General features: G+C 57.0%; 15 protein-coding genes, 1 tRNA gene and 2 pseudogenes. 1 reads left to right on the top strand and 17 read right to left on the bottom strand.

Annotation, left to right across the window (positions count from 1 at the left end):
* Positions 1 to 198: 198 nt before the first annotated feature.
* The 15 genes and pseudogenes from ASTEX_RS06855 to ASTEX_RS06925 form a co-directional block, all read right to left on the bottom strand.
* The gene (locus ASTEX_RS06855; RefSeq protein ID WP_144004628.1) at positions 199 to 2,361 is read right to left on the bottom strand and encodes a beta propeller repeat protein; all 2,163 of its coding nucleotides are present in this window, start codon (positions 2,359 to 2,361) and stop codon (positions 199 to 201) included.
* 197 nt (positions 2,362 to 2,558) lie between these two features.
* Positions 2,559 to 2,726: pseudogene (locus ASTEX_RS21065) on the bottom strand (helix-turn-helix transcriptional regulator); the annotation flags it as partial.
* Between the two features lie 220 nt (positions 2,727 to 2,946).
* Positions 2,947 to 4,122 carry a sialidase family protein gene (locus tag ASTEX_RS06865; protein WP_013478882.1) on the bottom strand — a complete coding sequence of 392 codons (1,176 nt, stop codon included), beginning with the start codon at positions 4,120 to 4,122 and terminating at the stop codon, positions 2,947 to 2,949.
* A 58-nt stretch (positions 4,123 to 4,180) separates the two neighbouring features.
* Positions 4,181 to 7,300, bottom strand: coding sequence for a glycoside hydrolase family 2 protein (locus tag ASTEX_RS06870; protein WP_013478883.1), 3,120 nt, complete (start codon positions 7,298 to 7,300; stop codon positions 4,181 to 4,183).
* Positions 7,301 to 7,447: 147 nt separating this feature from the next.
* Positions 7,448 to 8,413, bottom strand: a complete 966-nt coding sequence (locus ASTEX_RS06875) for a pectinesterase family protein (RefSeq protein ID WP_144004629.1) — start codon at positions 8,411 to 8,413, stop codon at positions 7,448 to 7,450.
* Between the two features lie 67 nt (positions 8,414 to 8,480).
* Entirely contained in the window at positions 8,481 to 9,407 is a 927-nt protein-coding gene (locus ASTEX_RS06880) for a rhamnogalacturonan acetylesterase (RefSeq protein WP_013478885.1), read from the bottom strand.
* Positions 9,408 to 9,452: 45 nt separating this feature from the next.
* Positions 9,453 to 11,066, bottom strand: a complete 1,614-nt coding sequence (locus tag ASTEX_RS06885) for a family 43 glycosylhydrolase (RefSeq protein WP_013478886.1) — start codon at positions 11,064 to 11,066, stop codon at positions 9,453 to 9,455.
* 312 nt (positions 11,067 to 11,378) lie between these two features.
* On the bottom strand, positions 11,379 to 14,834 hold the full coding sequence (locus ASTEX_RS06890; RefSeq protein WP_013478887.1) for a TonB-dependent receptor domain-containing protein: 3,456 nt from the start codon (positions 14,832 to 14,834) through the stop codon (positions 11,379 to 11,381).
* Positions 14,835 to 14,993: 159 nt separating this feature from the next.
* Complete coding sequence (locus ASTEX_RS06895) at positions 14,994 to 17,738, bottom strand: TonB-dependent receptor (protein ID WP_041658573.1); 2,745 nt, start codon at positions 17,736 to 17,738, stop codon at positions 14,994 to 14,996.
* An 84-nt stretch (positions 17,739 to 17,822) separates the two neighbouring features.
* A pseudogene (locus ASTEX_RS21070) lies at positions 17,823 to 18,116 on the bottom strand (STN domain-containing protein); the annotation flags it as partial.
* Between the two features lie 84 nt (positions 18,117 to 18,200).
* A complete protein-coding gene (locus ASTEX_RS19270; protein ID WP_168148077.1) occupies positions 18,201 to 19,091 on the bottom strand; it encodes a FecR family protein in 891 nt (296 codons plus the stop codon).
* Between the two features lie 80 nt (positions 19,092 to 19,171).
* A complete protein-coding gene (locus ASTEX_RS06905; RefSeq protein ID WP_013478890.1) occupies positions 19,172 to 19,651 on the bottom strand; it encodes an RNA polymerase sigma factor in 480 nt (159 codons plus the stop codon).
* 466 nt (positions 19,652 to 20,117) lie between these two features.
* A tRNA-Phe gene (locus tag ASTEX_RS06915) sits at positions 20,118 to 20,193 on the bottom strand.
* A 109-nt stretch (positions 20,194 to 20,302) separates the two neighbouring features.
* Positions 20,303 to 20,551, bottom strand: a complete 249-nt coding sequence (locus ASTEX_RS06920; protein ID WP_013478891.1) for a DNA gyrase inhibitor YacG — start codon at positions 20,549 to 20,551, stop codon at positions 20,303 to 20,305.
* A 116-nt stretch (positions 20,552 to 20,667) separates the two neighbouring features.
* Positions 20,668 to 20,949: a FliM/FliN family flagellar motor switch protein gene (locus ASTEX_RS06925; protein WP_013478892.1), complete on the bottom strand. Its 282-nt coding sequence runs from the start codon at positions 20,947 to 20,949 to the stop codon at positions 20,668 to 20,670.
* Between the two features lie 41 nt (positions 20,950 to 20,990).
* On the opposite strand from ASTEX_RS06925, the gene lipB reads away from it, so the two are divergent.
* Positions 20,991 to 21,794 (top strand): lipoyl(octanoyl) transferase LipB, encoded by an 804-nt coding sequence (gene lipB / locus ASTEX_RS06930; RefSeq protein ID WP_013478893.1) that lies wholly within the window; start codon positions 20,991 to 20,993, stop codon positions 21,792 to 21,794.
* 592 nt (positions 21,795 to 22,386) lie between these two features.
* Here lipB and ASTEX_RS06935 read toward each other — a convergent pair.
* Positions 22,387 to 22,704 (bottom strand): hypothetical protein, encoded by a 318-nt coding sequence (locus ASTEX_RS06935; protein ID WP_013478894.1) that lies wholly within the window; start codon positions 22,702 to 22,704, stop codon positions 22,387 to 22,389.
* Positions 22,705 to 22,750: 46 nt separating this feature from the next.
* Positions 22,751 to 23,311 (bottom strand): HNH endonuclease, encoded by a 561-nt coding sequence (locus ASTEX_RS06940; RefSeq protein WP_013478895.1) that lies wholly within the window; start codon positions 23,309 to 23,311, stop codon positions 22,751 to 22,753.
* Positions 23,312 to 23,355 lie beyond the last annotated feature (44 nt).

Here is a 23,355-nt window from a genome sequence, read left to right on the forward strand (position 1 = left end):
GAGCGCAATCGGAGAAGTTTGCTGCGGTATTGGCTTCGGCCAACTCCGTTTCGGAGGCAAATGGGAGAATAAACGAAAGTTTGGGCATGATCTCGTCTCAACCTAACTGAAATGTTGTCTAAACCATAAGTATCCAAAAACGCCCCGTGGCTCGCCCATCAGCGGGAATCAGCACAAGGATAGCGATACCTCGTTCACTCAGGCGGGGGGCCTCCCCACCAATACGCCTCGGCCATGTGGCGCCACATAAATCGTACCCCATTCCAGCGGATCACCTGCTATGGCTCGGAAAGCGCCGAATTGATGGGCATCGTCATTAATGCGCGTCCAGTTAAGACCCTCGTCATCTGATCTCCATAGACCTTCCCTGCCCCTTACCTTGCCCCACAAATAGACAGCCGGATAGCCACCTTGGGACTTAGGCGCTCCGAACCCAATACACCAGGCTGCTTCAACGCCTTTGACGGATGCCATAGCACTCTCGGCATCGCGTGAATGAAAAAGCCCCTCTGGCAATGCGACCCAGAGGTCGCGCATACGCGTAGGCACCACTGCCAACTGAGCACTTTGCCAACTCTCAATTTTTGGCAGGCCCCGTATGATCGGTTTGAATGTGGCCCCGCTGTCGATGCTGATGAGTACGCTTCCGGTAAACCGGTCAAGGACATAATAGACTCCGTCAACCACCTTATCGGAAATGGGCACGAGAGCCTGCTCTCGACCTGCTGGCCAACCCACGCTCTCCTTCCAGCTCTGGCCCCTGTCGAACGAGACATAAGCCCCTTCGCGCTCAGGAACCCACAGAATGGAGGTCGCCTTGGCAGAAATGGCGGCTGTGCCGGGCCCTTTCCACGCTTGACCTTCCGCTGGCTTTCGATAGGGGGTAGTCGGGATTGCGGCCCAGCTCGCGCCCCCCTCTTCGGAGAGCATCGCGAAATGTCCGCCATTCGTCGTTCTGACAACAAAGTCCGGTGCAAGCCCCGCGTAATCAACCGACCAATTCGTCTCGTTTACGGGCAAAAACAGCCCGTTCTTAGGCGTTTTGGTCAGGTCGTCCCAGGCGGCCCCGCCGACATCGCCCATCGCGACCAGTAGCGTGGCGCCCCCCGTCGGAGACGTCATCTGGATTGTAGCGGTTTCTTCAAGGTTTTTGACATTGAAGGCAAAGCGAACGGTTTCTTGGCCCAGCTTTGTGAGATTCTCACTCATCCAAAGGCCATATCCTGTCCCGTAGATGAGTTCATCGGGCTTGAACGGATTGATTTTAAGATCGCTGATCCAGTGCCCCATCTTGTCCTCGCCTCTCAAATAGTTTGAAAGCCAGGGGTATGGCGTCGCGTCATGTTTTGATCTTTCGCCTAGGGCGACCCAGGATTGCCCTTCGTCATCAGACACGAATATGTCGTCACCTGGCCACCACCGGTTCAAGGTGGAAACAGCGACCCGACCGCCAGGCGCTACATCTACGCCTGAGAAGCCAAAACGGGCACCACCTTCAGGCTTGACCGGTGAAACGTCCCGCCACTTACCGCTCTTGCCATCGCGTCTCCAGACGCTTCCCCCCGTCGCAAAGCTGGGGTTGATGGTTTGCGAGGGGTCGTCTGCCCGCGCGAAGGTGACGTACAGCGTCCCATCGGCGGCAAAAGCGGCGTGCTGAGGCACCTGGTTCGGCGTCGCCTCTACACGTTGCCACGTGGCCCCCTCGTCAGGGCTGAAATAAAGGCCCGGCTGGGCATCACCTACGCCTACATAGAGGGCACCTGACGAGGGATCGATCAGCACAAGGCTCAGGTGCGTACCCGGTCCGGCAACCTTGGCAAAGGATATGGCCGCATCCTTGCTCTGCCAAAGTCCGTCCTGGTTTGATCCGTACCACAACACATCGCTGTTTTTCGGGTCAACGACCAACCGATCCCCCGTCCCTCTTCCGTCCGCATTCCCCCCCACGCGGATGGGCAGCTCAGTCTTTCGCCAGGTGCGCCCCCGGTCTGATGAAGCCAAAATAGCACCTTTGCGGGCCCAGTCTGCCAAGTATAGGCCACAAGCAGCATACACCTTGTCCGGATTGGAAGGGTCAAGGGCCATACTCAGAACCCCCATAAGATCGGCTTCCTCACGCCCCAAATGGTCAAGCAGCGGCGTCCAACTCCTATCGGCAAACTCAAAGCGGTACATTCCGCCGATGTCAGTACGGGCATAGAGGATGTCCGGGACCTTCTGGTGATATAAAAAACCGTCTACGTAGCCTCCCCCACCAAACGGAACCGTTGACCAACTGTAGGTACGGCTGTCTGCCGCGCAAACCGGTCCGGAGCTTAGGAGCAGCGCCCCTGTTGCAAGCATAACTTCACGACGGTTCAATGCGGACTCCCCTAAGATCATAGCAGCGATCCAATTATAGCGAATTGTTCAACCCGACCGTAGGGGTTGACAGCGAGTTTGCAAGGCACACAAATTTTTTTGCTTTGAATTTCCATAGCGCTTCTATTTCGGCCATATCTGCAGAGCTGGCGGAAGCCACATTCATCCGATTCGGTAGTGCCGCCCCGAACGTCTAGCTAAGGTATGGAAGCATGCTCTCGAGCCATTGCTATCCTCCCCGCGATCCAAGCGGTCACGTCTCCTTCTGCCCCGCCGACGTTGCCGCCGCCGCGCCCTAGTGGCTTAGGAAATTGCCCCTCGCGAGTGCGTTCGTAAATCGTGGAGCGAGTGACCCTTGTAAGTGCTTTTACATCAGGTCGTCAGTTGGTTCTCACATCGCACGGTCTTTGCGGCACAGGCACTTGACGTCTTAAGAGAGTGGTCATTCATACCTTCGCTTGCTCCAGGGGTTAACGCCGAACCATGCCATAAAAGAAAACGGATGCCGGATGAAACGTAGTGACTTCGCGGCCATGTTCGGCAGGTCGCGGCACCCGGCCCTAGATTCAATACGGTCAGGCTTTATCAATATTGAACCACAGGAAGAGACAAAATCATCTTTTCAAGACTTCCAACAGGTACGCGCGTTACATCAATCGTCTCTTTGTGCGTACTATAAACTACATAAAGATGCGCCTTCCAAACCACACTTTTTGGATAATGATAGCCGATACGCTTGTAGCGACCTTCAAACCGCAACGGTGTCAATTCATCGGCGCCACGCAATAGAAACGACTTGTCAAAAGTTCGTCCATCAGGGCTGAGCGTAACCGCCAACGGCAATCGCAGTTTATCTCCGGATGGATTGTTGATAACAAACACTGTCCCGTCGGGAAGATTCCCCGCGCTTTGCTTGGATCGCGAGTCCGGCATCGTCGTAACGACCGGGGGAGTCCAGTCCTCACCGCGGTTACAGCTTTCTGAGGCCAGCTGCCGAAAGCTGGACATTTGGTCGCGAAACACCATGACAACGCATTCCCCGCGCAAGAAGAGGCTGGGCTCCAGCTCTCGACTGATATTCGCATTGTCGCTGGGCAGATTGCTCATCCGCCCCCTCACCCAACCGCTTATGCCCAGAGGATCATCTGTGTAATATGGCGTGGCAAACAAGCCTGGCCTAAGGTGAAACGCGGTCAGAATGCGCCCATCCGGCAAGACATGCGGGTCCTGTTCAATGACGCCCTCAACCGGTTCACCTTTCTGGTTTTTCAGCCGTTGCGGCGCATCCCAGTTCACCCCATCCGTACTGCGCTGATACGTCGCGTACCCTCCTTTGCCGGACTGAAACCCCTCAGGCCAGACATTGATGTACGCAATCAGCACTTCGCCATCCGTCCACCACCCACCGGACGAGCGCATCTCGCCGCCCTCACCCGGTGCAGCCAGAACCTGCGGGGGCTGCCAGTGCACAGCATCGTCTGAAACGCTGTAAAGGACATGGGTGTCCGCGCTGTCCTCATCACGCCGCGAAGATTGCCACTGAACAAACATACGCCCCTTAAAGACAACCGGAACCGCACCGTTGTTAAATCTGCCATCTTCCGGACCTTGCGGTCGGAATACCGTGACGGTTTGTGTGCCTTCTGACTTACGCAATCCCAGATTGGCCTCTGAGGCGTTGAACAATTCCGGTTTCACCTCATAAGGCGCCACTGACACCGGAGCCAGTGCAGTAAAAAGGGCGGCTATCTCAGCTTTCATGTCAATCCTACCTCAAATACCTGGCGCCAAAACCGGTGCTGGCGGGTTTTGATCGTCGTCAGTTGGTTCCGGTCAACCAGCCGATCGCATTGATCAGGAACCGTTGCTGAAGCGGGGCCACCATGTCGGGCAATCGGTGTAAGAAAACCCTCATTCCGTCCCTGCGCACCGTAAAGCTCGCGGCGCCGTTTTGGCGGTCATGGTCCCGGCTATAAGCCGCGATGACCTCAATGCCGTCCGGCCCGATGACAGGGCCGTCAATCAGCAACCCATTCGAGGGCTGACCTTCGACTTGATGGAATACCGAAGTGGCCTGATCCACTGGCAGGCCTTCGAAGATCGGGTGGGCGCGCAGATAGTTCCAGTTGCCCATCCACGGCGCACGCAGGTTGCCCACTTGACCGGAGTAGGAGAAAAGCTCCAGCGCCGACAACTGCTTTGCCACCCCTTCGGCCAGACCGTCTTCCGGCACATAGGCCAGCAGTGGCGTCCCCGCCTTCACTGCTGCCAGCACGTCCGCTGGCAGCTCGCCCAGAATGAGTTTGGGCTTTTCGCCGGCCTTGGGCTGGGCTTCAAGGCCCGTCTGCTCTCCTACCTGACGTTTGGCAATCTCTTCGGCTTTGAGGCCCGAAGCGATGATGGCATCATATTTTCCGCCGGCCTTGAAATCTTCAACCGTCAGGCCGGTGATGGCCGTCAACTGATCGCGGAAGGATTTCGCCACACCCGATACGGCCAGCTTCACCGGCTTTTTCAGCCCTGAGGCAACGTCCACCACCCACAGGTCGCGCACAAAGGACGGGTAGCCTTTTAACTCAATCTGAACCTTGTTTATGCCCGGCTTCGTCAGGGCTGGCGTCAGCACCTTCTCCGCCAGCAGGTAACGGAACTGATCCTTCACATGCGTCGGCGCGGCATACCGAGCGATCTCGGTCGTCGTCCCGTCCGGCGCGATCAGGCTCAGGATCATCTCACCTCTAATCTGCGCGTCGGTATCGTTGAGCAGGTAGATGTCGAGTTCGGCCGCTTCACCCGCCGCATAGACCAGACGACGCTGTTTGGCGATCGGCCGAACCGGCAGCAGGCTGTTGCGCAGAAGATCGGGCGGTGATTTGAAGTAGCGCAGATTATCGACAATTCCGGAATGGTTTTCGATAGCCGTCGTTTCCCATCCGGAAATCGCGGCAATATCGACTTCGTCACCGATCCGGATGTTTTCCAGATAGTTCTGCCAGGCGTCATAAACCTTGCGGCCAACCGACAGGAACAGGCTTTCCGTCGTCGGAAACGTTTTGCGGAAGCCCCATTTATCGAGATAGGCCGAGGTGTTCTGCACAATGACCTTATGGTCTTCAAGGTCGTAGGACTTACCGCCATTGGCCAGAATGTCAGCAACCATCAGCACATGGTTGTCCGCCGTGGCACAGCCCTGCATTTCGCCAAATTCAACGATATAGGGTTTGCCGGTCTGATAGTGGATATAGCTGTCTTTCGACTGATAGAACTTGTCGTACCACTGATCCCCGGCCCCCTGATGTTCCACCCACCAGCCGCCGAAGGGTTCAACATCCGAACGGAAATAGTGGTCATTATAAGCCAGATACATGGCCTGAGCCGCGCCGCGCTTGACGAAGCCGTCATTGAGGATGACCGTGCGCGAAGGGTCTTCGTCGTGAATAATCTTCAGAACATTCTGGACGTCAGGATTGTTGAGATTCGCCCCGATTTCGTTCTGAAGCGTGTAGTGTGCCAGCGACGGATGCGAACGGAAGGTTCTCGCCATCAGGCGACACTTCTCGATCATGTAAGCGCGGCTGAAGGCATCGGCTGCTGACAGGCTCTCACCGGGTTTCAGGTCCTTACCGATGGCATGGCGGCCGCCGCCGGGCTCCATAACGCGCATCAGCCCCAGTTCGTCCTGACGATCAAAGACATCGTGCTTGCCGACATTGCGGTGCGCATGGAGGCAGTTGAGACCCAGAGCCTGCGCCGCCTCAACCTCTCGCCGCGCCAATGCGGGCGTCGGCCACATGCCGTTGTAACCCCAGTACCCCCACGAGATGGCGGAATAGAGTTTGATACGTTTGCCATTCAGCCGCAAAAGCGCACTGGTGCCGATCCCTTCGACAGCGAACCAGCGAAAACCAAAACGCACAGTCTTTGATGACAGTCCGGTCTCACCCTTCCAGTCAAAGCGCATATTGTAGAGGTGAGCGTTTTCTAGGTCCCACAGCTTCGCGTCAGACGCATGAAGATCATAGACCAATGTGGCCACACGGTTTTCGATCCTCGCACTTTTTAAAGCGATTTTGACTTTGACAGACTTCCCGTCCGAGCCTAGCAACAGGACAGAACCGCGTTTGGCGAGGCCTTCCGCGCTGATTTTGTCGGTGAACCGCACCTGCATATGGGCGGTAACCTTACGGGGCTCAGGCGTATTGAGCACCCACGCATCTTCGATATGGCTGTCCAGCGGATGCACGCTGAGGGTCATGCCGCGGTCCAGCCCGCCAAACCCGTGCGAGGCAAACAGTTTAAGTTTACCCCACATCATGGTGGTGGAATCGCGCCAGTCGTAGCGCCCACCGGGATTGGTGATGCGGATGGCCAGACGGTTGGTGCCGCCGGGAGCCATGGCAGCGGTCAGATCGCAATCAAAGGGCTGTTCGGAGAGGATCGAATACCCAACCAGCTTTTCATTGAGGAACACCTCGGCCCGCAACCGCGCCCCACGGATATGCAAGAGGACGCGCTGGCCTTTGGCTGAGGCGGGAATAGTGATCTCGCGCCACCACCACGACACACCTCGATAGGCTCCGTTTTGCGGCACCGGATCGTCTTCGGCATAGCGGTATTCATCGCCATTATATGGCCTTAGTCCAAAGCGGCCCCAGAAGTGCTGTTCAACCGTGGCCGGAAGGGTAACCGTGGCTTCGGGGGTCAGCGCCCCCCACCCTCCCGTCGGCGGATTGATCGGAAGGGTCTTCAGGTCCGCCTGCGCCGGCAGATAGATGACATCGTCCTTATAGGCAGCCTTCTCATCTACCCACAGGTTCCAGCCTTCGTCGGGGATAGCCATACGGGTGGTCTCGACCGCTTCAGCGGGTCCTGCGACCGAAGCGGTCGCCGCGCCCGCGGCGGAAACAGTGAGGAAGTTACGGCGATTGAGTTGGGTCATGAGTATGACATCCTAGCATTCATCCTTCCCCATTTACGGGGAAGGTGGCGGGCGTGTCCCGCCAGAAGGGGAAAAGACAGGCGGGTCATATCCCCGCCCACCGCTTCGCGGTCCCCCTTCCCCGTAAACGGGGAGGGGTTATCTCTTTCAATTCATCCAGCTACGATCGGGGAACACGCTCTCCAGTCGCCACTTTGCCGCCTGATCGGCAGTAAGCCGCTTGGCCCAGAAGACCCGCTGGCTGACATCCGCGCCGGGGCCGCTGGAGTTGTATTCCGCAAAATGCGCTGTGCCATAGGTCTCGGTCTTGCCCGGCGTCCATTCACGCCAGCCTTCCGGATGAATTTGCCCATCAATGCGCGTATCGAGGAAAATCACCTGCGCATAGGGCCGCCAGGCCCGCCCAAAATAATAGGCACCCGTCCCCGCCGTGGTAATACGGCAATGATCGAACACATAGGCCGTAGTTTCGCTGTCCGCTGTTCGGCTATGAGCTGTGATAAAGGCTCCGTCGCGCTTGATGATATGCAGATGGCAGCGATCAAAGAAGGCCAGCGCATTGCCGAAAATGAAATCGACATGCCCTTCGATGTAGCAATCCTTATAGTACTGACGGCTTGGCACGGTCGGCTTCTTCGATCCTGCATAGAGCGTATCCTGCGCCCCCAGAAGACGGACATTGCGTAAAACCGCCCGGTCAGCGCTTATAGATAAGGCCACGGCCTGAGAGGGATTGTCCGGCTGAGTGAGGTGGTAATCGTTCTGGATCGTCAGATTGCTGGCGCGGAAGCCATCGCCACTGACGGTAAACGACGCCGACTTGCCCGTGCCCCCGGCCATTTTCGCGCTGTCGCCCCAGACAATGACCACATCTTCCGGCTTTTTGCCCTTGCCGATGAGCTGCACGCCGGGTTTCGACAGGCTGAGTTTTTCGCGGTAGGTGCCAGGCGCAATCTCGACCACGCCTCCCGCTTCGGGCAGAGCTGCAAACGCTTCGGCAAGGGTCTTGTATTGCGTCGGCACACGCACAATCGCCTGCGTCTGTGCGAAGCCAGCGGGCGCTGAGCTCAATGCCAGCGCGCCTGCCCCGCAGAACAGTCGGCGATTCAACATAGGTCGCTTTGCGTTCATCAGCGGTTCCTCAATAGTAAACGCGGTTCAGATATACAGTAGCGAGTGGTCACGGAATGAGGTCCCGCTTCAGTTCCGGAACCGCACGCGCCAGTTCATAGGTAACGATTTTGGAAAAAAAGTCCGCACCCTCTCTGCCCAGATGCGTGTAATCGAAACTCAGCTTTGCCTGCCCCAGGGGCTCCTGAGCGTTGCGAATCTGCTCCTCAGTAAGCGGGGTTTGCGTGGGTGCCACAGGCACGCCTGTGGACCCGGAAATCGTCGTGCCTGTTTTGCCCGCTTCCAGCACTTCTGCGCTGGGCGGCTTTTGTGCAAAGCGCATGGCAGCCACCGGGCCCATCGCCTGAACCTCGCTCTGTGAGCGCGCGTAAAGGTCCACAAGCGGGACGTTGAGTTCTGCCGCCACCTTGCGCGTGGCAGCGGCCCAGGGGGCCAGATCGTTCTCCAGCACGCCATTTTTGAACCCGCGACGCGTCAGGGGCGTCACCAGCACCGGTATGGCACCGGCCGCACGGGTTTCATTGACGTAGCGCTTCAGAAACTGCGGAAACTCGGTTTCGAGGTCTGTGGAACGGCCAGGTTTACCCGGTTGATCGTTATGGCCAAACTGAATGAGGACGTAGGTTTTTGAGAAACCGCCGCTTTTCATTTCAGCCAAGGCAATATCCCATGAGCCTTCGGCAATATAGTTGAAGGTCGAACGCCCGCCTCTGGCCAAGTTTAGACAGGCCACAAACGAACTGAGGTGATGCCCGCAAAAGCTGGGGCCCCAGCCCCCCAGAACCGCGGTAGTGGAATCACCGACCAGAATGACCTTTTTAGCATTGACCTTCTTGATTTGGGCACGGGCCTCAATGTCCTGAGGCGACAGGTTGGGCGCGGTCTGCGCAAGGGCGGGCACAGCCAGCAGGCCGAGCCCGATCATTGCGGCGCCAAAGGCAATGAACTTTTTCATACCGCAGGCGGGCATAGTCATGGGCAGAATCCCTCTGTTAAGTCGCTCATGATCCTAACCTGGGCGTTAAAGCGCCCGGTACCGGAAGTTGCGGAAGCGTGCCTCGCCCTGCCCGGCGGCATAGAAGCCGGGCTTGAGCATCAGGAAACCACCACGCACATTGTGATGATAGCCCGACACCTCCATGCCACGATCAAAGCGTCGCCAGGTCTGGCCATCCGATGAGGTGTCAAAGGTCACAATATGCCGGTCGTTGCACAGACGCATGAACATCCGGCGACCATGGGGATTGACCGGACGCCCGCGCTCGATACCGTACTGATGCGTAACGAAGTTTTTGCCGTCAAAGCCCAGACCACAATAGAGTTTGGTGTCGTAGAACAGCAGCAGGCCAGCGCGCACGCCTTCGTCGATTTCGATCTCCATCTCAATCTCATAGGCCGGATCACCGACAATAGTGATCAGGGGCGAGCTTGAACTGGGGGCCTGACCTGTGGCCGTAAGATGCAGCACACCGTTTTCGCGGCGGATGCGGGCTTTCTCGTCCGGCGACGGGTTAAAAAAGTTCCACTGGATGCCGTACTTGTCGGTTGTAAAGTCGTCCGACAGGGCAAATCCGTGCGGCGGCTGAAAACCATGCGGCTTGCCACCCTTGGGCTTCTTTATAGGCTGCGACAGATCACCGCCGCCAAAATCAAACCAGCCATCCTTTGACCACGCCACCGGGGCCAGAAGCGTCTGCCGCCCCAGCGTCCAAAAGCCGTTTTCATAGCCGTGATAGACGCCCCACCAGTCACCGGCAGGCCCCTCCACAAGCGTGGCATGGCCGCGCGACCACCACCTTTCCTCGACCGAGGTCGTGCGCACCAACGGATTGCGCGGGTGATGCTCCCACGGACCGTTGATCGACTTCGAGCGCGCCGCAATGACCATATGCCCGGTCGGCGGGCCCGCCGTACCCCCGACAGCGAGGATCATGTAGTAATACTGGCCATGCCGCGTGATCTTCGGGCCTTCGGGCGAAAACCCTTCGACCACCCAGTCGGACGGATAGCGCCACGGCTCATAGACGTGCTCGACCTCACCCGCCTTCGACAGACCATCGTCTGCCAAGCGCACGCGATCACCGCCAGACAGGAATAGCCAGCGCGACCCGTCTTCGCCCACTGCATGGCCGGGGTCGATATGGTTGGGCAGGTCCAGGTCGATGGGCTCAGACCACGGGCCCTCGATATAGTCGGCCCAGATCACCCACGAGGTGGTCTTTGAGCCCGGTGCCGAGGTCTTTTTGGTCGGGATATAAAGATAGTAGCGGCCGTTGTGCTTACACAACTCCGGGGCCCAGACCGAGCCGACATTCTGGGTCAGAGCCGGGCCGATGGGCCGCCAGTTGACCATATCCCTCGAATGCCAGATCACCAGCCCCGGATAGGCATCGAAGGTCGAAAACGTCATGTAATAGTCGTCGCCGTCCTTCAGGATGGACGGATCGGGGTGGTCCCCGGCCATGATGGGATTGAGGAAGGTGCCATCACCCAGATCCGGCTGACGCTGCCCCTCTATCCCCTTGGGCCATGTCGTACGCCTGGCCTTAGGAGCCGCAACGGCCCCGGCGGGGGCTCCAAACAGAAACGCTCCAAGACCGATAGATTTTAGTGTGTTACGCCGGTCGATGGTCATTGTTGTATATCCATAACCTTTTACCAGTGCTGAGGGTTTGAACTGTCATCGTTCACGTATGGCCAATATGCAGCAAAGAATGAATTGGCAAAGACGGGGAAAAGAACAGGTTGCGGGACGAAATGCCCGCAACCTGTATAGACGTTAAAGGCGCTCGGGTTTCCTTTAAAGCGTCAGTTATACGCGGGAGATGCCACAGGGAGTGAAGCATGGCCGCAAAGTAAAGCACTTATGACACTCAAAGCAAGAGCATAATAACATACTTGGAATGTCAACAAAGTACACATTTCGCCTCATTTGAATTAGGCAAATCTAGTACTTATAGCGCATCCCGAGCCTAAAATTGCGACCCACTGCCGAATAGTTGGCAACGACCGGGTCGGTATAGGCATAACGCTCTGACTTCTGATCTGTGAGGTTCAGAGCCTCGAAAGTGAGAGAAATCTTCTTGGTCGGCTGATACCGTACCGACATATCAACATTCAGCGTTTCTTTGGACCCCCCGAACTCGTTGATGAGCGGACCATCACACGGCGTACCGTTGGCCTGAAGGCCGGGCTGACAGTTCCCCGAAGCCAGTGGGTAGGTCGTGTAATACTCATCCCGTTGCGAGGCTGATATGCGGGCGTTGAACTTCGGGGTTTCGTAGTAAACCGTGAAGTTCATGGCGCGCGGTGACGCACCCAACCACGGACCCGTACCAAGGGTTGGAGGCGTAATAACCGCGCCCGTTACGGTGTTTTTGCTACCCGGATCGAGAATGTAGTTCAGATTGGTGTCGAGGCTTGTCATGTTGAACTGGACACCGAGGTTCTTGAAATACCACGGCAGGAAGGTCAGGTCCTGCTGATAGCTGAATTCCCAGCCTTCGAGGACGCCCCCCGGTGCATCACGGATCTGGCGCGCCTGAAACACATTGCCCGCGTCGATATAGGCCAGTTGGTTTGCCACCGTCGTTGGGTTTGTTCCGGTACGAATCTGGACCTTCAACTGTTCGATAGCATCCGCATCAAGGAAGTCGGACAGAGGCGCGTCGTAGATGATGGTCTGAGGATAGGACTCAATATCCTTCTTGAACACGGCAAACGACACCAGAGCGCCCTTGGCAAAGTACCATTCCGCCGACAGGTCATATGCCACGCCGCGGAAGGGCGACAGTCGCGGATTGCCGACCGAAAGGGTGCCCCCCGTCACAGAACCATCACCGGGCACGGAAATACCCGTAACCGCAGGCGAAAGATTACCCAGCAGAGGACGCGACATCACCTTGGCCGCACCCGCACGGATGTAGAAGTCGTTCATGACCTCCCACGCCACGTTGAACGACGGCAGGGTGTCATCATAGGTATTGGTGCCGTAAATGGTACGACCGGCATTGGTCTGACCGGTGGACAACACGTCCGTGTGGGCCTGGCGGACCCCAATGTTACCAAAGATGTTACGTCCGAAGACATCATAGTTGAACTTCAGTTCCGCATAGAAGGCCTGCGTCTCTTCGGTCACGGCAAAAGTCGTGGTACGGTTCCGCTTGGTGGTAATGCGGAAATCGCCGTACTTGTTGATACAGTTACAGGTAAAGCCAAAGGCGGCATCAAACGCTTCGATCGACGGAGCGAAGAAACTGGTCGTGCTGCCGGCCGGTACATCCAGCCCCTGACCGAACTGGATCACACGGCCCAAAGAGGCCACCGCAATACCGGCTTCCTTTTCCGTAGGGTTGATCGTATCGTTGTTGCGCTCAAGCTGATTGGTCGAGAAGTCGAACTTGCGCGCGACGCCCCCGAACTTGATGGTCAGGTTTTCGGTCCAGTCATAGGTAAAATCGGCCTTGGTACCGGCATACTTATTGACAGTGGTGCGCATATAGTTGCGCATCCCTGAGAAGCCTTTGACGATACCCCATTTGTTCGGATCTGTGGCATTAAAGCCGACATCAAACTTCGGCATGGACGGGCCTCCACGTTCATCAAAGATGAAAGGTTCCTGAGCATCCATATAGTTGAACTCAACCAGAGTACCCTGATTGACGTTCGTTGACTCCGAGACACCGAAAGTGAACTGGCTGGCCAGCTTGTCCGTGAACCGATGGGTCAGATCAAAAGACACCTGACCAAACTCGGTGGTGTAGGCACCGCGGTCGGCAGCTGAACGCCAGTCAACGTTCTGTAGCTTGAGGTATTCCGCGTTCGTCCCAACAACCTCCGCATCAAGCACCTTAACCGCCGGGCGGCCAATCAGATCACCTCGGAAGGCCAGGGAAGCGGCTGTCCCCGCGTAACCCGGTGAGAGCGGGTTCGTGTAGTATTCATAGGTGTCGCGGTTGTAAGGATTGAAGCTGAAGGTATAGCCTGTCAACGGCGTCGTACCATTGAGGAACTGACCACAATCCTGACCGGGGTTCAGTTCTGTTTCTGCGGCAAAGGTACAGCCGTTAGGATAGAGCCCACGACGCTGAGCATCGGTAAAGGCCGTACCAGAGCGCGCCGTGGCCGTAGGCACGTTAGCACCGAAGGCGTAGGTGTTGCTCGTATTGTTGCGGTTCAGGCCCACCGGACTGAGTTGATAGTTCGTGCTTTCGCTGGTGAACTTGGAATACAGGCCATCAATCGTGAAACGCGTTTGCGGTGCCAGTTGCATCTGGAACGAGGCCGTAACCCCCAAACGCTCCGTGCTGGTGTCGCGCTGCTGAATCGCCGGCAAGGCCGGGAAGCGGATCAGCGAGTTGTTACATCCTGGCGAAGTTGCCGTCAGGCTGGCAGCCGTTGTTCCGACAGCCGCAGCACAGTTCGGGTAGAGCTTTGCGTAAGCGGCCGGATCAGACCCTGTAAGTTCGGCGTAGGCCGCCGGATTGGCAACCGGGTTATAGTAGTTAGCCGGATTGGCTTTGTAGGCGTCAAGCGCCGTTCCGGTCAGGGTCGTGGGGATCAAGGCTGTGAACGTCGTACCGGTCGGCGCGGCAAAGCCGGCACGCCCCGGCAGTTCATCGCCCGCCCACGTCGATCCGCGATACACATAATCCGACGAACCGACACCCCGCGAATAGTTATCGTCTTCAGAATTGCGCTCGGCATAGGCCACCGACATCAGGAAGCCCAGCTTGCCATCCGCCCAGCGACGCGAGAAGAGACCGGCAATACGCGGGCTGTTAGTTTCGCCGTTCTCGTAATAAGAGTTTTCGATCGAGAAGGCGGCAGCGCCCTGCTTGTAGTCGAAGGGGCGGCCGGTAATCAGGTCAACCGTAGCCCCCAGGCTCCCCTCGTCAGTCGAAGCCGAGGCTGTTTTCTGAACGCGCAGCGAGTTGAACAGTTCCGAAGCGAACGCATTGAAGTCGAACGCCCGCGAACGGTTGGGTGAAGACCCGGCGTCGTTGGACGCACCCGTCGAGAGGGCTTCCATATTGTTGATACGGACGCGGGTGAAATCACCACCAAGGCCACGCACGCTGATCTGACGACCTTCGCCATTGTCGCGGTCAATGGAAATACCCGGCAGACGCTGGAGCGAGTCAGCGAGGTTGGAATCCGGGAAGTCAGCGATGTCTTCAGCGTTAATCGCGTCAATCATCACGTCTGCCTTGCGCTTGGTCGTCAGCGCGCTTTGCAGCGATGCGCGGTAGCCTGTAACGACAACCGTCGTCAGGTCATCCTTTGCATTCGCCTCCTGCGCACTCACGGTATGAGGCGCGACCAGCGTCAGTACACCCAGCGATATGCTGGCCAGCAGGCCACTGCGAAGACCGGCATGCGGTCCATTGTGAGCAAGACTCATTACTCTCTCCCTGGAATATCTAATTTGTTGCCACCCAACCGGCTGTCACAACGCACCGAGACACCGGTGTCACGCAGCCTTATTAAGTAAGACTCTGCCCTTGCCGATTTCCGACATTCCTTCGTGAATTTTTTATTTCACTGGTGAAAATTATAGAGATTAAAAAGTATAGCTGAACCCTAACGAGACGGTTCGTCCACTCCATTGGATATCAACGAGACGTCTGGCCTCCAGCCCCTCCCACGTGCGGGAAGGCTCATCCGTCAGGTTTAGGCCCTCCAGACGCAGTTGCAGGTTGGGTGCAATCCTGTAGCCGACCGCCGCGCTCAGATACAGCGCCCCATCGACACCCGCCGCGTCTGATATCCGCGCACCGGGCACGTTCGTCAGATAGGCGCTCCGGTAGACACCCGTTACCTGTGCATCGACATTTGCCACACGATAATGCGCGGTTGCCCGGAGGGCGCGCGGAGATAGATTTAGCAGATCGAAATGCACACGACGACGTTGCCCCTGATCGTCGAGGAAGTATTCGATCCGGCTGTGTATTTGCGTATAATTCAGGTCAAGACCAAGGCCTGAGAACGGGCGCGGCAGGTTCTGCGCCCGCCAGCGCAGATTGAGTTCAAGCCCTCTTACCGCCCCGCCCTTCGTATTGATCACCTCTGAGATGAGGAAATCGTCCGAGGGGGCGGCACCAGTCTTATCGAGCAGGGCATCCGACAGCCCGGTACGGCTGTATGCGCCGACATAGGCATAATTCTGAATGTAGCTGCTGATGTGCTTGTAAAACAAGCCAAGTGAAAAATGGAAGGTACGGTTCGGATACCACTCCGCCGTAAGATCGGCTGTCTGTCCACGGATAGGCTGGATAAAGGGGTTCCCGGTTATGATCTGACGCGATGCCCCGCCGATATTCAGCGCGGTGGCTGCAGAAATGCTCGTCAGGGGCGGTCGCGCCATAACCCTGGCCAGTCCGACCCGAATGACCCGTGTCGGACTTAGCTCCATAGCGAAATTGAATGCCGGGAGGGTATCGACATATTTCCGGGATACGGTTTCCAGACGCGGAGACGAAGACGTACCCGCGCGCGCCTCATTATAAAACTCAGACGTCTGATGGGTTTCGACGACCCGCAAACCGGCGTCCGCCCGGAAAGGAAACGCCCCCCACATGCCATCGAGCTTAAGCTCGACGAAACCGGCCAGATCCGTTTCGGTAACCGACTGGTTAAATCCTCTGGCTAACGAGGCCTCAGGTGAAACGGCCGTCCGCCCGGTATTTCCATAAATATTGTATTCTTTTGCAAAGGCCGCAGGCACTGGCGCAAACCAGCACACAGGGGTCTGATCCGATTTTTTAAAGCGGCTAAGACCGCAAAACACCTCCCCCAATGCGCTCAGGTTTTGGGAAGGTGACGGGAAATCGACGTCACCTTCTGCGAACCGCAAGACTACTGAGCGGAAACCATACCGTTTCCATTGAAGACCTGTCACGAACTGAACGCCGGCAGACACCGGGTAAATGAACTGACCTTTTACAACGTCGAACGCGTTATCCACAAAGTTCGGTCGGTATCTGATTTCCGGGCCAACCAATCCGGTGCCTCCCGGTTGCAACTGCCGCGGACCAAAATACCACTGCGCAGGGTCCTTCGCATCAAAGGCAAAATCAAACGATGGGTTGTTGCTACCGGTGCTGCGGGTGTCGAACACGAAGTTATCGACATTGTAGCGATCGAGATGAAAACTGACTTCATTCTGATTGAGAAAATTCGAACGGGCAAATCCAAGCGCCCCCTTGAACCGCAGTTTGGGGCCAAAGGCGTGCGAAAGCTGTAGTGAGACCTGCTCGAAACGCGTCTTGTAGTCGTCGAAAATAACCTCAGAGCGGACATCTACATTGTCGAAAAGCCCATAGATGACGCTCCCGTCGCCATCAACCTTGACATCTCTTGCCAGAATTTCTGGTTTGCCGCCCTGAGCCGTGCCACGGCTAAACCCTACGGGAAACAGATAGTGCGCGGTCCGCTGAGTGCGCAACTCTGAAACCAGTACGTCCGCTGTCAACAGGGTGGCATCGCTTGGTCGCCATTGAAAACCCGTGGCCAGCCCGCGGCGTGTCGCCTGACCTGAGATGCTGGTGAAACGGTAAAATTGAGGGGAAACAACACCGGGTGATTCCAGCAGTGTATAGGCGGCGAGCGCCTGAACATACTCAGAGGGCGCGACATCACATAGCCCCCCCTGATGGAGCGTGGGGCGGCAGAAGCCCCCATCGGAGGCTCCTGTGTTCCAGTTTCCACTATTCACCCCTTGTATCTCAAAGGTCACGCGATTATAGGACGCCGAAATTGTCCAGCCAAACCGCTTGTCTTTGTCCACGCGCGTGGCAGAGGCCGTATATCGGCTCCCTGCCCGGTTTGACAGATCATTATAGGTTCGCGTGACGCTGAACTGATCCGGCAGCATTGTCTGTTCAAGCGCCTTTGGCGTCGTTAGAAATACACTTGCTCCCAATGACCCTTCAGGTTGGCTTGCCCGCGTCGTTTTGGCGGTCGATATCTGGGCAAAAATTTCGGACGGAAAGACGTTGAAATCAAAGCCTCGCCCCCTGTAACTGCTAAAGTTGGGGCCGTCGGTGAGTGCCTGCGCTTCGATCCCGTTGATTTCGACGATGGAAAGCTCCGGGCCTATACCCCTTACCGACAAGGTGCGGCCTTCCCCCTGATCGCGCGCCAGCGCGGAACCAGGCAAGAGTTGAAGGGCTTCTGCGAGGTTGGCATCCGGAAATTTGGAGATATCCGTTGACGTTGCTGCTTCAAGAACGCCCGTATAACCCCGCTTTGTGGCCTCCTCTTCCCGAAGCTCGCTCTTTGACGATCGCACAACAACGAGTGGCATCACGTCCGGCACTGGTAAGGGTCGCAATGGCTGCAGAATCGGGGGCAGCAAAGAGGTCCTGCGGGCTGGCGCACGTTCAATAATGAATTGTCCTTGAGACATTTCAACGGCGTGCAGACCGGAGTCTTTCAGTATTCGGCTAAGCGCCTCGACTGGCGAATAATGTCCATTTAATGGCTTCGATCTTTCGCCTTTGGTGAGATCCGGATCGAAAAGAACCGTAATCTTTCCGGCCCGTGCCAGAGCGGTTAGCGCGGTCCCAAGGGGCTGTTCGGCGAGTTGACAGTCTATAAGAGACTGAGCCGTTGCCACAACGGGCATGACGCAAACAAGCGTTGCTATGGACAGGCCGATCAGCCAATTCCTGTGTAAGCGCATGTCCCTGTCCGACGCCGTTTGCTGGCTATTCTGATTTTAACGTGCAAGCCGATAAAGTGCCATGAAACCTTTTTGGCAAGCGCTCTACCGCGTAAGTTCAATCACATTTTCAGACTGACGAACTTTCAGTCCATGAATACGGGCCATACTTCTAACAAACGCTTCTGAGTTACCAGTCTGGAAAACCCCGGCGACTTTCAGGGATGCGACACCGGAGTCCGCGACAACAATCTGCAAGCGACTATACCGGTTCAACTCATTCACCGCCTCAGCAAGTGTCACGCCCGAAAAAACGACCTCCTGTCTTTGCCACGCCCTGATAACGTCTGATGGCGGCCGATCCACAACCGGCGTCATGCCCTCACGGACCGTCGCCCGCTCACCCGGTTTCAGGATCATGCCGTTTGACGCCGACACCTTTTGTTTTGCGCGAAGCTCGACCTTCCCAGAAAACAAAGCGACTTGCACTTCAGTGGGGTCTGACCGCACCAGAAAGACCGTACCCAGCGCGGTGACGCGTTGATTACGCGTTTCGACGACGAAGGGTCTTGAGAGGTCGTGCGCAACCTGAAACACTGCCTCCCCTCGTTCCAGTTGCACATAGCGTCGGTTGCGACTGTACCTGACAGAAAGCTTCGTATCCGTGTTCAGGGTAACCATTGAGGTGTCCGTGAGCGACATCGATCTCTGCTCACCCTTTTGCGTTTCATAGACGACCGGACGAAGGTTTACCGCATAAACACCGCCACCCACGGTCACCACTACAGCCGCGGCCATCGCTCCCACCAGAGCCATACGGCGCGACATCACCGGTGACACAAGGCGCGCGCGACGCGTCGGCACCGCTGATGGCAGCATCTCCCAGACATCTGTCGCTTCATCAAAAAGAAACTGAGCGTCCGGCGTTACCTCCAGCCAGCGCCGAAAAGCCGCTTCCGTCTCCGGTAGCCGGCAATCGCTTTTCAAGCGCGCCATCCACACAGCGGCCTCTGCCGCTGTATCGAGCTGCGGCACGCGTCCTAAAGTCGGTTCCGGAAGCATATTGTCGTCTGGACCTACCATCCGTTCACCCAGTTCATTAACTCAAGGGTGGCGCGCGCCACCTGCTTTTCTATCGCCGCCTCGGTTGACCCTTCTATCTGCGCAATCTGCTTGTAAGTGAGGCCGTCAAGACGCCGACTGAGCAAAATGCGACGGGTCCGTTCTGGCAATCGGTCCAAACCTTCCTTCAGCCTCGCGGTACGCTGCTGTGCGCGCAGTATTTCATCCGGCAGCGGCGCATCATCTGCCACCGACGGAACCTCATCGACTTTTTCGAACATGGCGGCCCTATCCTGCCGTCGCCTCTCATCGTAGGCGAGCCTCACTGCGGCGGTGATCAACAACGCCTCCTGAGACCGCACGATCTCGCGCTGCTCAAATGCGTGAACACGCGTGTACGCGCTCTGAACGATATCCTCTGCGTCCTGAGGAGAAATACCTTTGCGAAGTACCACTCGCCTCGCTTTAGCTAAAATATCTCTAAGGTTTTCCATCGGCGCTCGAGAGTGTCCTAACACGTAAGACGCGCGAAGCCACAAAACACGACAAATTTAGTTCAGCTTCTTATTCAGAAACGATTACACACCGTGGAATGCGGCGCAGACCTGCCTTCGGAGCTGCTCAAGTTAAGGCCATGCAGTCGGTTAAATCGAGCACGTGTTGATTACCGCCGACATTTGACCATGCGGGCTAAATTGTCAGCGCGGATCAATACAGCGAGCTCAATCAAAAGGTGCAGCTCCCTCATTGAGTAATTTGAATCCCTGATTTTTGCTTTTAAAACACTGGATAGGGGTTTCCCGAGGCAACAATTGGGGAGCTCGCCTTTGAGTGTGATCGCGAGCCCCAGATACCCGGATGTACGAGGAATGGGCCGGACTTCGGCGTACCCCGCCTGGCCTTTAAACCGTGAAGTTAAGAAGATTTTGATATCCCGTCTGACGCAAAGGGAAAGCGCCATGGTGCCTGGAGCCGGAATCGAACCAGCGACACGCGGATTTTCAATCCGCTGCTCTACCAACTGAGCTATCCAGGCACTCTTTGCTTCGGAACGGCCTTGGTGCGCCGCCCCGGGAGGTGGCTCTAATAAGCGAGCCATTCGGGCTTGGCAAGCGCGCAAAGCCCTAAATTCGCAAAAAACCCGCCTAAATCGCGTCTTTATCGTCAAAAGGTGAGGATAAGTCCGCTGAGGGTAACGCCCCCTGCTCTTCCGGGGCTTCGGCCGCCAGCGCCCCCGTGCCGCTGATGACGTATTCGCCCTTCAGCCAGTGCATCAGGTCGGCATCGGCGCAGCGTTTCGAGCAAAAGGGCGAATAGTCCTTCGCGGCATTGGGAAGGGTCTGGTCCGCCACCTGATAGGTCTGGCGACAATAGGCGCATCTACGTTCGGTCATGACGCCCCTATAGAACATTTTCTGATGAAGTGGCAAAAGGCTTTCGTGACGGATGAGCCCCGAATCACGCGCACACCAGGCAGCGGTCTGCGCTCACACACTGGAGCCGTCTGGGTTTAATTGCCCAGCGCCATAAAGTCATAGACATTGGCCGGGCGGGTAACCACGATCGAGATTTTCTCTTCGAAAATCTGGATTTCGCCGCGCGCGACGGGGTGGTTGTTGGCCAGTATCCAGACCTCATCGTGTTCACGCGCGTCCAGCGGGATGACCGCGCCACGGCCCATGCGCAGAAGCTGCTGCATCGGCAGGACGGAACGTCCCAGAAGCACTGAGATTTCCACCGGTACGGAATTGACCTGAGACGACACGCTCGACTTGATCCCTTGAATGCCCATATACGGGGAATCCTACCCCACCCGCCGCAGAATGGCCGAACATGCTGAACGACAGGTTAAGCCCCGCAGATTCCGATGACACTCCGTCGGAATTTGTGTCGCCGGACTTTATTCTCAAAGACCCTGAGAATGGTTTGCCGGAATGGTGCGTGTCTGTGGGCCAGGTGGCCTATCCCGACGCTGTGGCCGCAATGGAGGCTCGCGTCGAAGCCATCCTCAAGGGCGAGGCGCGCGAACTGATCTGGCTCATCGAGCACCCGCCCCTTTACACGGCCGGCGTCTCGGCTAAACGCGAAGACCTGCTGGAGCCCGATCGTTTCGAAGTGTTCGACAGTGCACGCGGGGGACAATTCACCTATCACGGCCCTGGACAGCGGGTAATCTATGTGATGCTGGACCTCAACCGGCGCACCAAGGACATACGCGCCTTTATCAAGGCGCTGGAGGGCTGGATAATCGGCACGCTGTGGCAGTTCAATGTCGAAGGCCATATCCGTGACGGGCGCGTCGGCGTCTGGGTCGAACGCCGCGACAAGAGCGCCACACCAGTGCCGTCCGAGCACCTGCGGGGCGCCCCTGCGGCGCCTGAGCAGCGCTATCAAGAAGATAAAATCGCGGCCATTGGCATCAAGCTGCGCCGCTGGGTCAGCTTTCACGGCATCAGCCTCAATGTCGAGCCGGACCTCAGCCATTTCAATGGCATAGTGCCGTGCGGCATTTCGGAACACGGCGTAACCAGTCTGATTGATCTGGGCCTGCCGGTAACCATGGATGAAGTGGACTACGCCCTGCGACAGGAATTCATCGCGCGCTTTGGGCCGGTAGATAACGGATCGGTCCTCTGAAAAGGCCGGTTTAAGGCCATATTAGACCAACATTTTGTAAGGCGTCCCGTCAGGCCATTTGCCGATGCGGGCGGCGCGATTGCGAGCTCGGTCAGAGTTTAAGCCGCGAGACGCATCAGGTGGTCATAGGCCGCTGTGGGGGTAGCCGGATGGGCAGCAGGAATATTGGGGGGCGATCTGTGTCATAGATTCAGCAGGGCAGAGGTTTCTGCGGCGGCGAAAAATTGTGAAAAAATGCCCCTAAACGGTTGAAGTTGTGCACGTTTCAGCGGGGATCGATTTTTTGCTGCGATTAGACCCGGATGGCGGGCTTCGCCCGCCCGCCATGGATGATCTGCGATTTGGGCCCCCTATATACGCGAATGAACTTCCGTGTGTACCTTGGCAAAACTCTTATCGGCTTGGCCCAAAGATAAGAGCGAAGACGTCAGCACCCGCGTGTGAAACCTCAAAAGAAAGTCCCGACTGATTACACAGATGCTGCGGGCGAACCCCGCTTGAAACAGATGACCTGTGCGCCGACTTCATAAATTCCACAATGAACATTCCTGCAGGCCGCGCATCCGCGCGGCCATTCGTGTACATCAGTGGCTTAGAAACTCTCAAAATCCTCGGACAGGCGCATATGTTCGATGATCGTTTCACGCGCCTCATCATCAGCATGTGAAAGGTCAAGCACCGCATCACCGGAGTCGAGCACCCTTAGGCACAGCACCTCACCCATATAAGCAAAGCGCGGTATCTTGGGGCCAAATAGGCGCTCACGACGCGCCTCAACCTGTACGTCCAGCGTTCGGGCTAGCGCCGCCTCGATGGGTTTCAGGGGCACCAGAGTCTGCCCCTTATCACGGGGAAAGCGTATCACGCCGAAATTCCGGCGATCCAATTCAAAGCGCACGCGCTGCGACATGTCTTAATCAGCCCGAAGAATACCCATATACACCCCTCAGCCCCCGTCAGGGTTCAAGCAGCGTATCCCAATACAGGTAATCTACCCAACTTTCGTGAAGATAGTGAGGTGGAAAACGACGTCCCAGCTCCTGAAGCTGATACATTGTCGGGCGGTGTGGACTTTTGGCCAGTGCCATCTGTGCCTGTTGGGGTGTTTTTCCCCCTTTACGCAAGTTACACGGGGCGCAGGCGGTGATGATATTGGTCCACGTGGACTTGCCGCCCTGCGAAACGGGCAGCACATGGTCAAAAGTGAGGTCGTGGCGACAGCCGCAATACTGACAACTGAACTGATCGCGCAGGAAAACATTATAGCGCGTGAAGGCCGGCGGGCGGTTCTGGTCGATATAAGTCTTGAGGCTGACGACGCTGGGCAGACGCATGGTCATCGAGGGCGAGCGGATTTCGACATCGTAGGTCGAAACCACATCGACGCGGCCCTCGAAGACCGCCTTGACGACATCCTGCCACGGGCGGGTCGAAAGCGGATAATAGGAGAGCGGCCTGAAATCGGCGTTCAGGACCAGAGCTCGCCAGTCAGAGGGCGGATGTTTCAGGACCTGCATGGACGCCTCCATGCCATCGGGGATGCAAAGGGATAATCGTACCG

This window comes from Asticcacaulis excentricus CB 48 (assembly GCF_000175215.2).
Classification (GTDB): domain Bacteria; phylum Pseudomonadota; class Alphaproteobacteria; order Caulobacterales; family Caulobacteraceae; genus Asticcacaulis; species Asticcacaulis excentricus.

Bases quoted from the DNA above. Each gene is read 5' to 3' on its own strand.
- ASTEX_RS06865 (WP_013478882.1), bottom strand. From the start codon at position 4,122: ATGAAAGCTGAGATAGCCGCCCTTTTTACTGCACTGGCTCCGGTGTCA.
- ASTEX_RS06870 (WP_013478883.1), bottom strand. From the start codon at position 7,300: ATGACCCAACTCAATCGCCGTAACTTCCTCACTGTTTCCGCCGCGGGC.
- ASTEX_RS06875 (WP_144004629.1), bottom strand. From the start codon at position 8,413: ATGTTGAATCGCCGACTGTTCTGCGGGGCAGGCGCGCTGGCATTGAGC.
- ASTEX_RS06880 (WP_013478885.1), bottom strand. From the start codon at position 9,407: ATGACTATGCCCGCCTGCGGTATGAAAAAGTTCATTGCCTTTGGCGCC.
- ASTEX_RS06885 (WP_013478886.1), bottom strand. From the start codon at position 11,066: ATGACCATCGACCGGCGTAACACACTAAAATCTATCGGTCTTGGAGCG.
- ASTEX_RS06890 (WP_013478887.1), bottom strand. From the start codon at position 14,834: ATGAGTCTTGCTCACAATGGACCGCATGCCGGTCTTCGCAGTGGCCTG.
- ASTEX_RS06895 (WP_041658573.1), bottom strand. From the start codon at position 17,738: ATGCCACTCGTTGTTGTGCGATCGTCAAAGAGCGAGCTTCGGGAAGAG.
- ASTEX_RS19270 (WP_168148077.1), bottom strand. From the start codon at position 19,091: ATGGCGCGCTTGAAAAGCGATTGCCGGCTACCGGAGACGGAAGCGGCT.
- ASTEX_RS06905 (WP_013478890.1), bottom strand. From the start codon at position 19,651: ATGGAAAACCTTAGAGATATTTTAGCTAAAGCGAGGCGAGTGGTACTT.
- ASTEX_RS06920 (WP_013478891.1), bottom strand. From the start codon at position 20,551: ATGACCGAACGTAGATGCGCCTATTGTCGCCAGACCTATCAGGTGGCG.
- ASTEX_RS06925 (WP_013478892.1), bottom strand. From the start codon at position 20,949: ATGGGCATTCAAGGGATCAAGTCGAGCGTGTCGTCTCAGGTCAATTCC.
- lipB (WP_013478893.1), top strand. From the start codon at position 20,991: ATGCTGAACGACAGGTTAAGCCCCGCAGATTCCGATGACACTCCGTCG.
- ASTEX_RS06935 (WP_013478894.1), bottom strand. From the start codon at position 22,704: ATGTCGCAGCGCGTGCGCTTTGAATTGGATCGCCGGAATTTCGGCGTG.
- ASTEX_RS06940 (WP_013478895.1), bottom strand. From the start codon at position 23,311: ATGCAGGTCCTGAAACATCCGCCCTCTGACTGGCGAGCTCTGGTCCTG.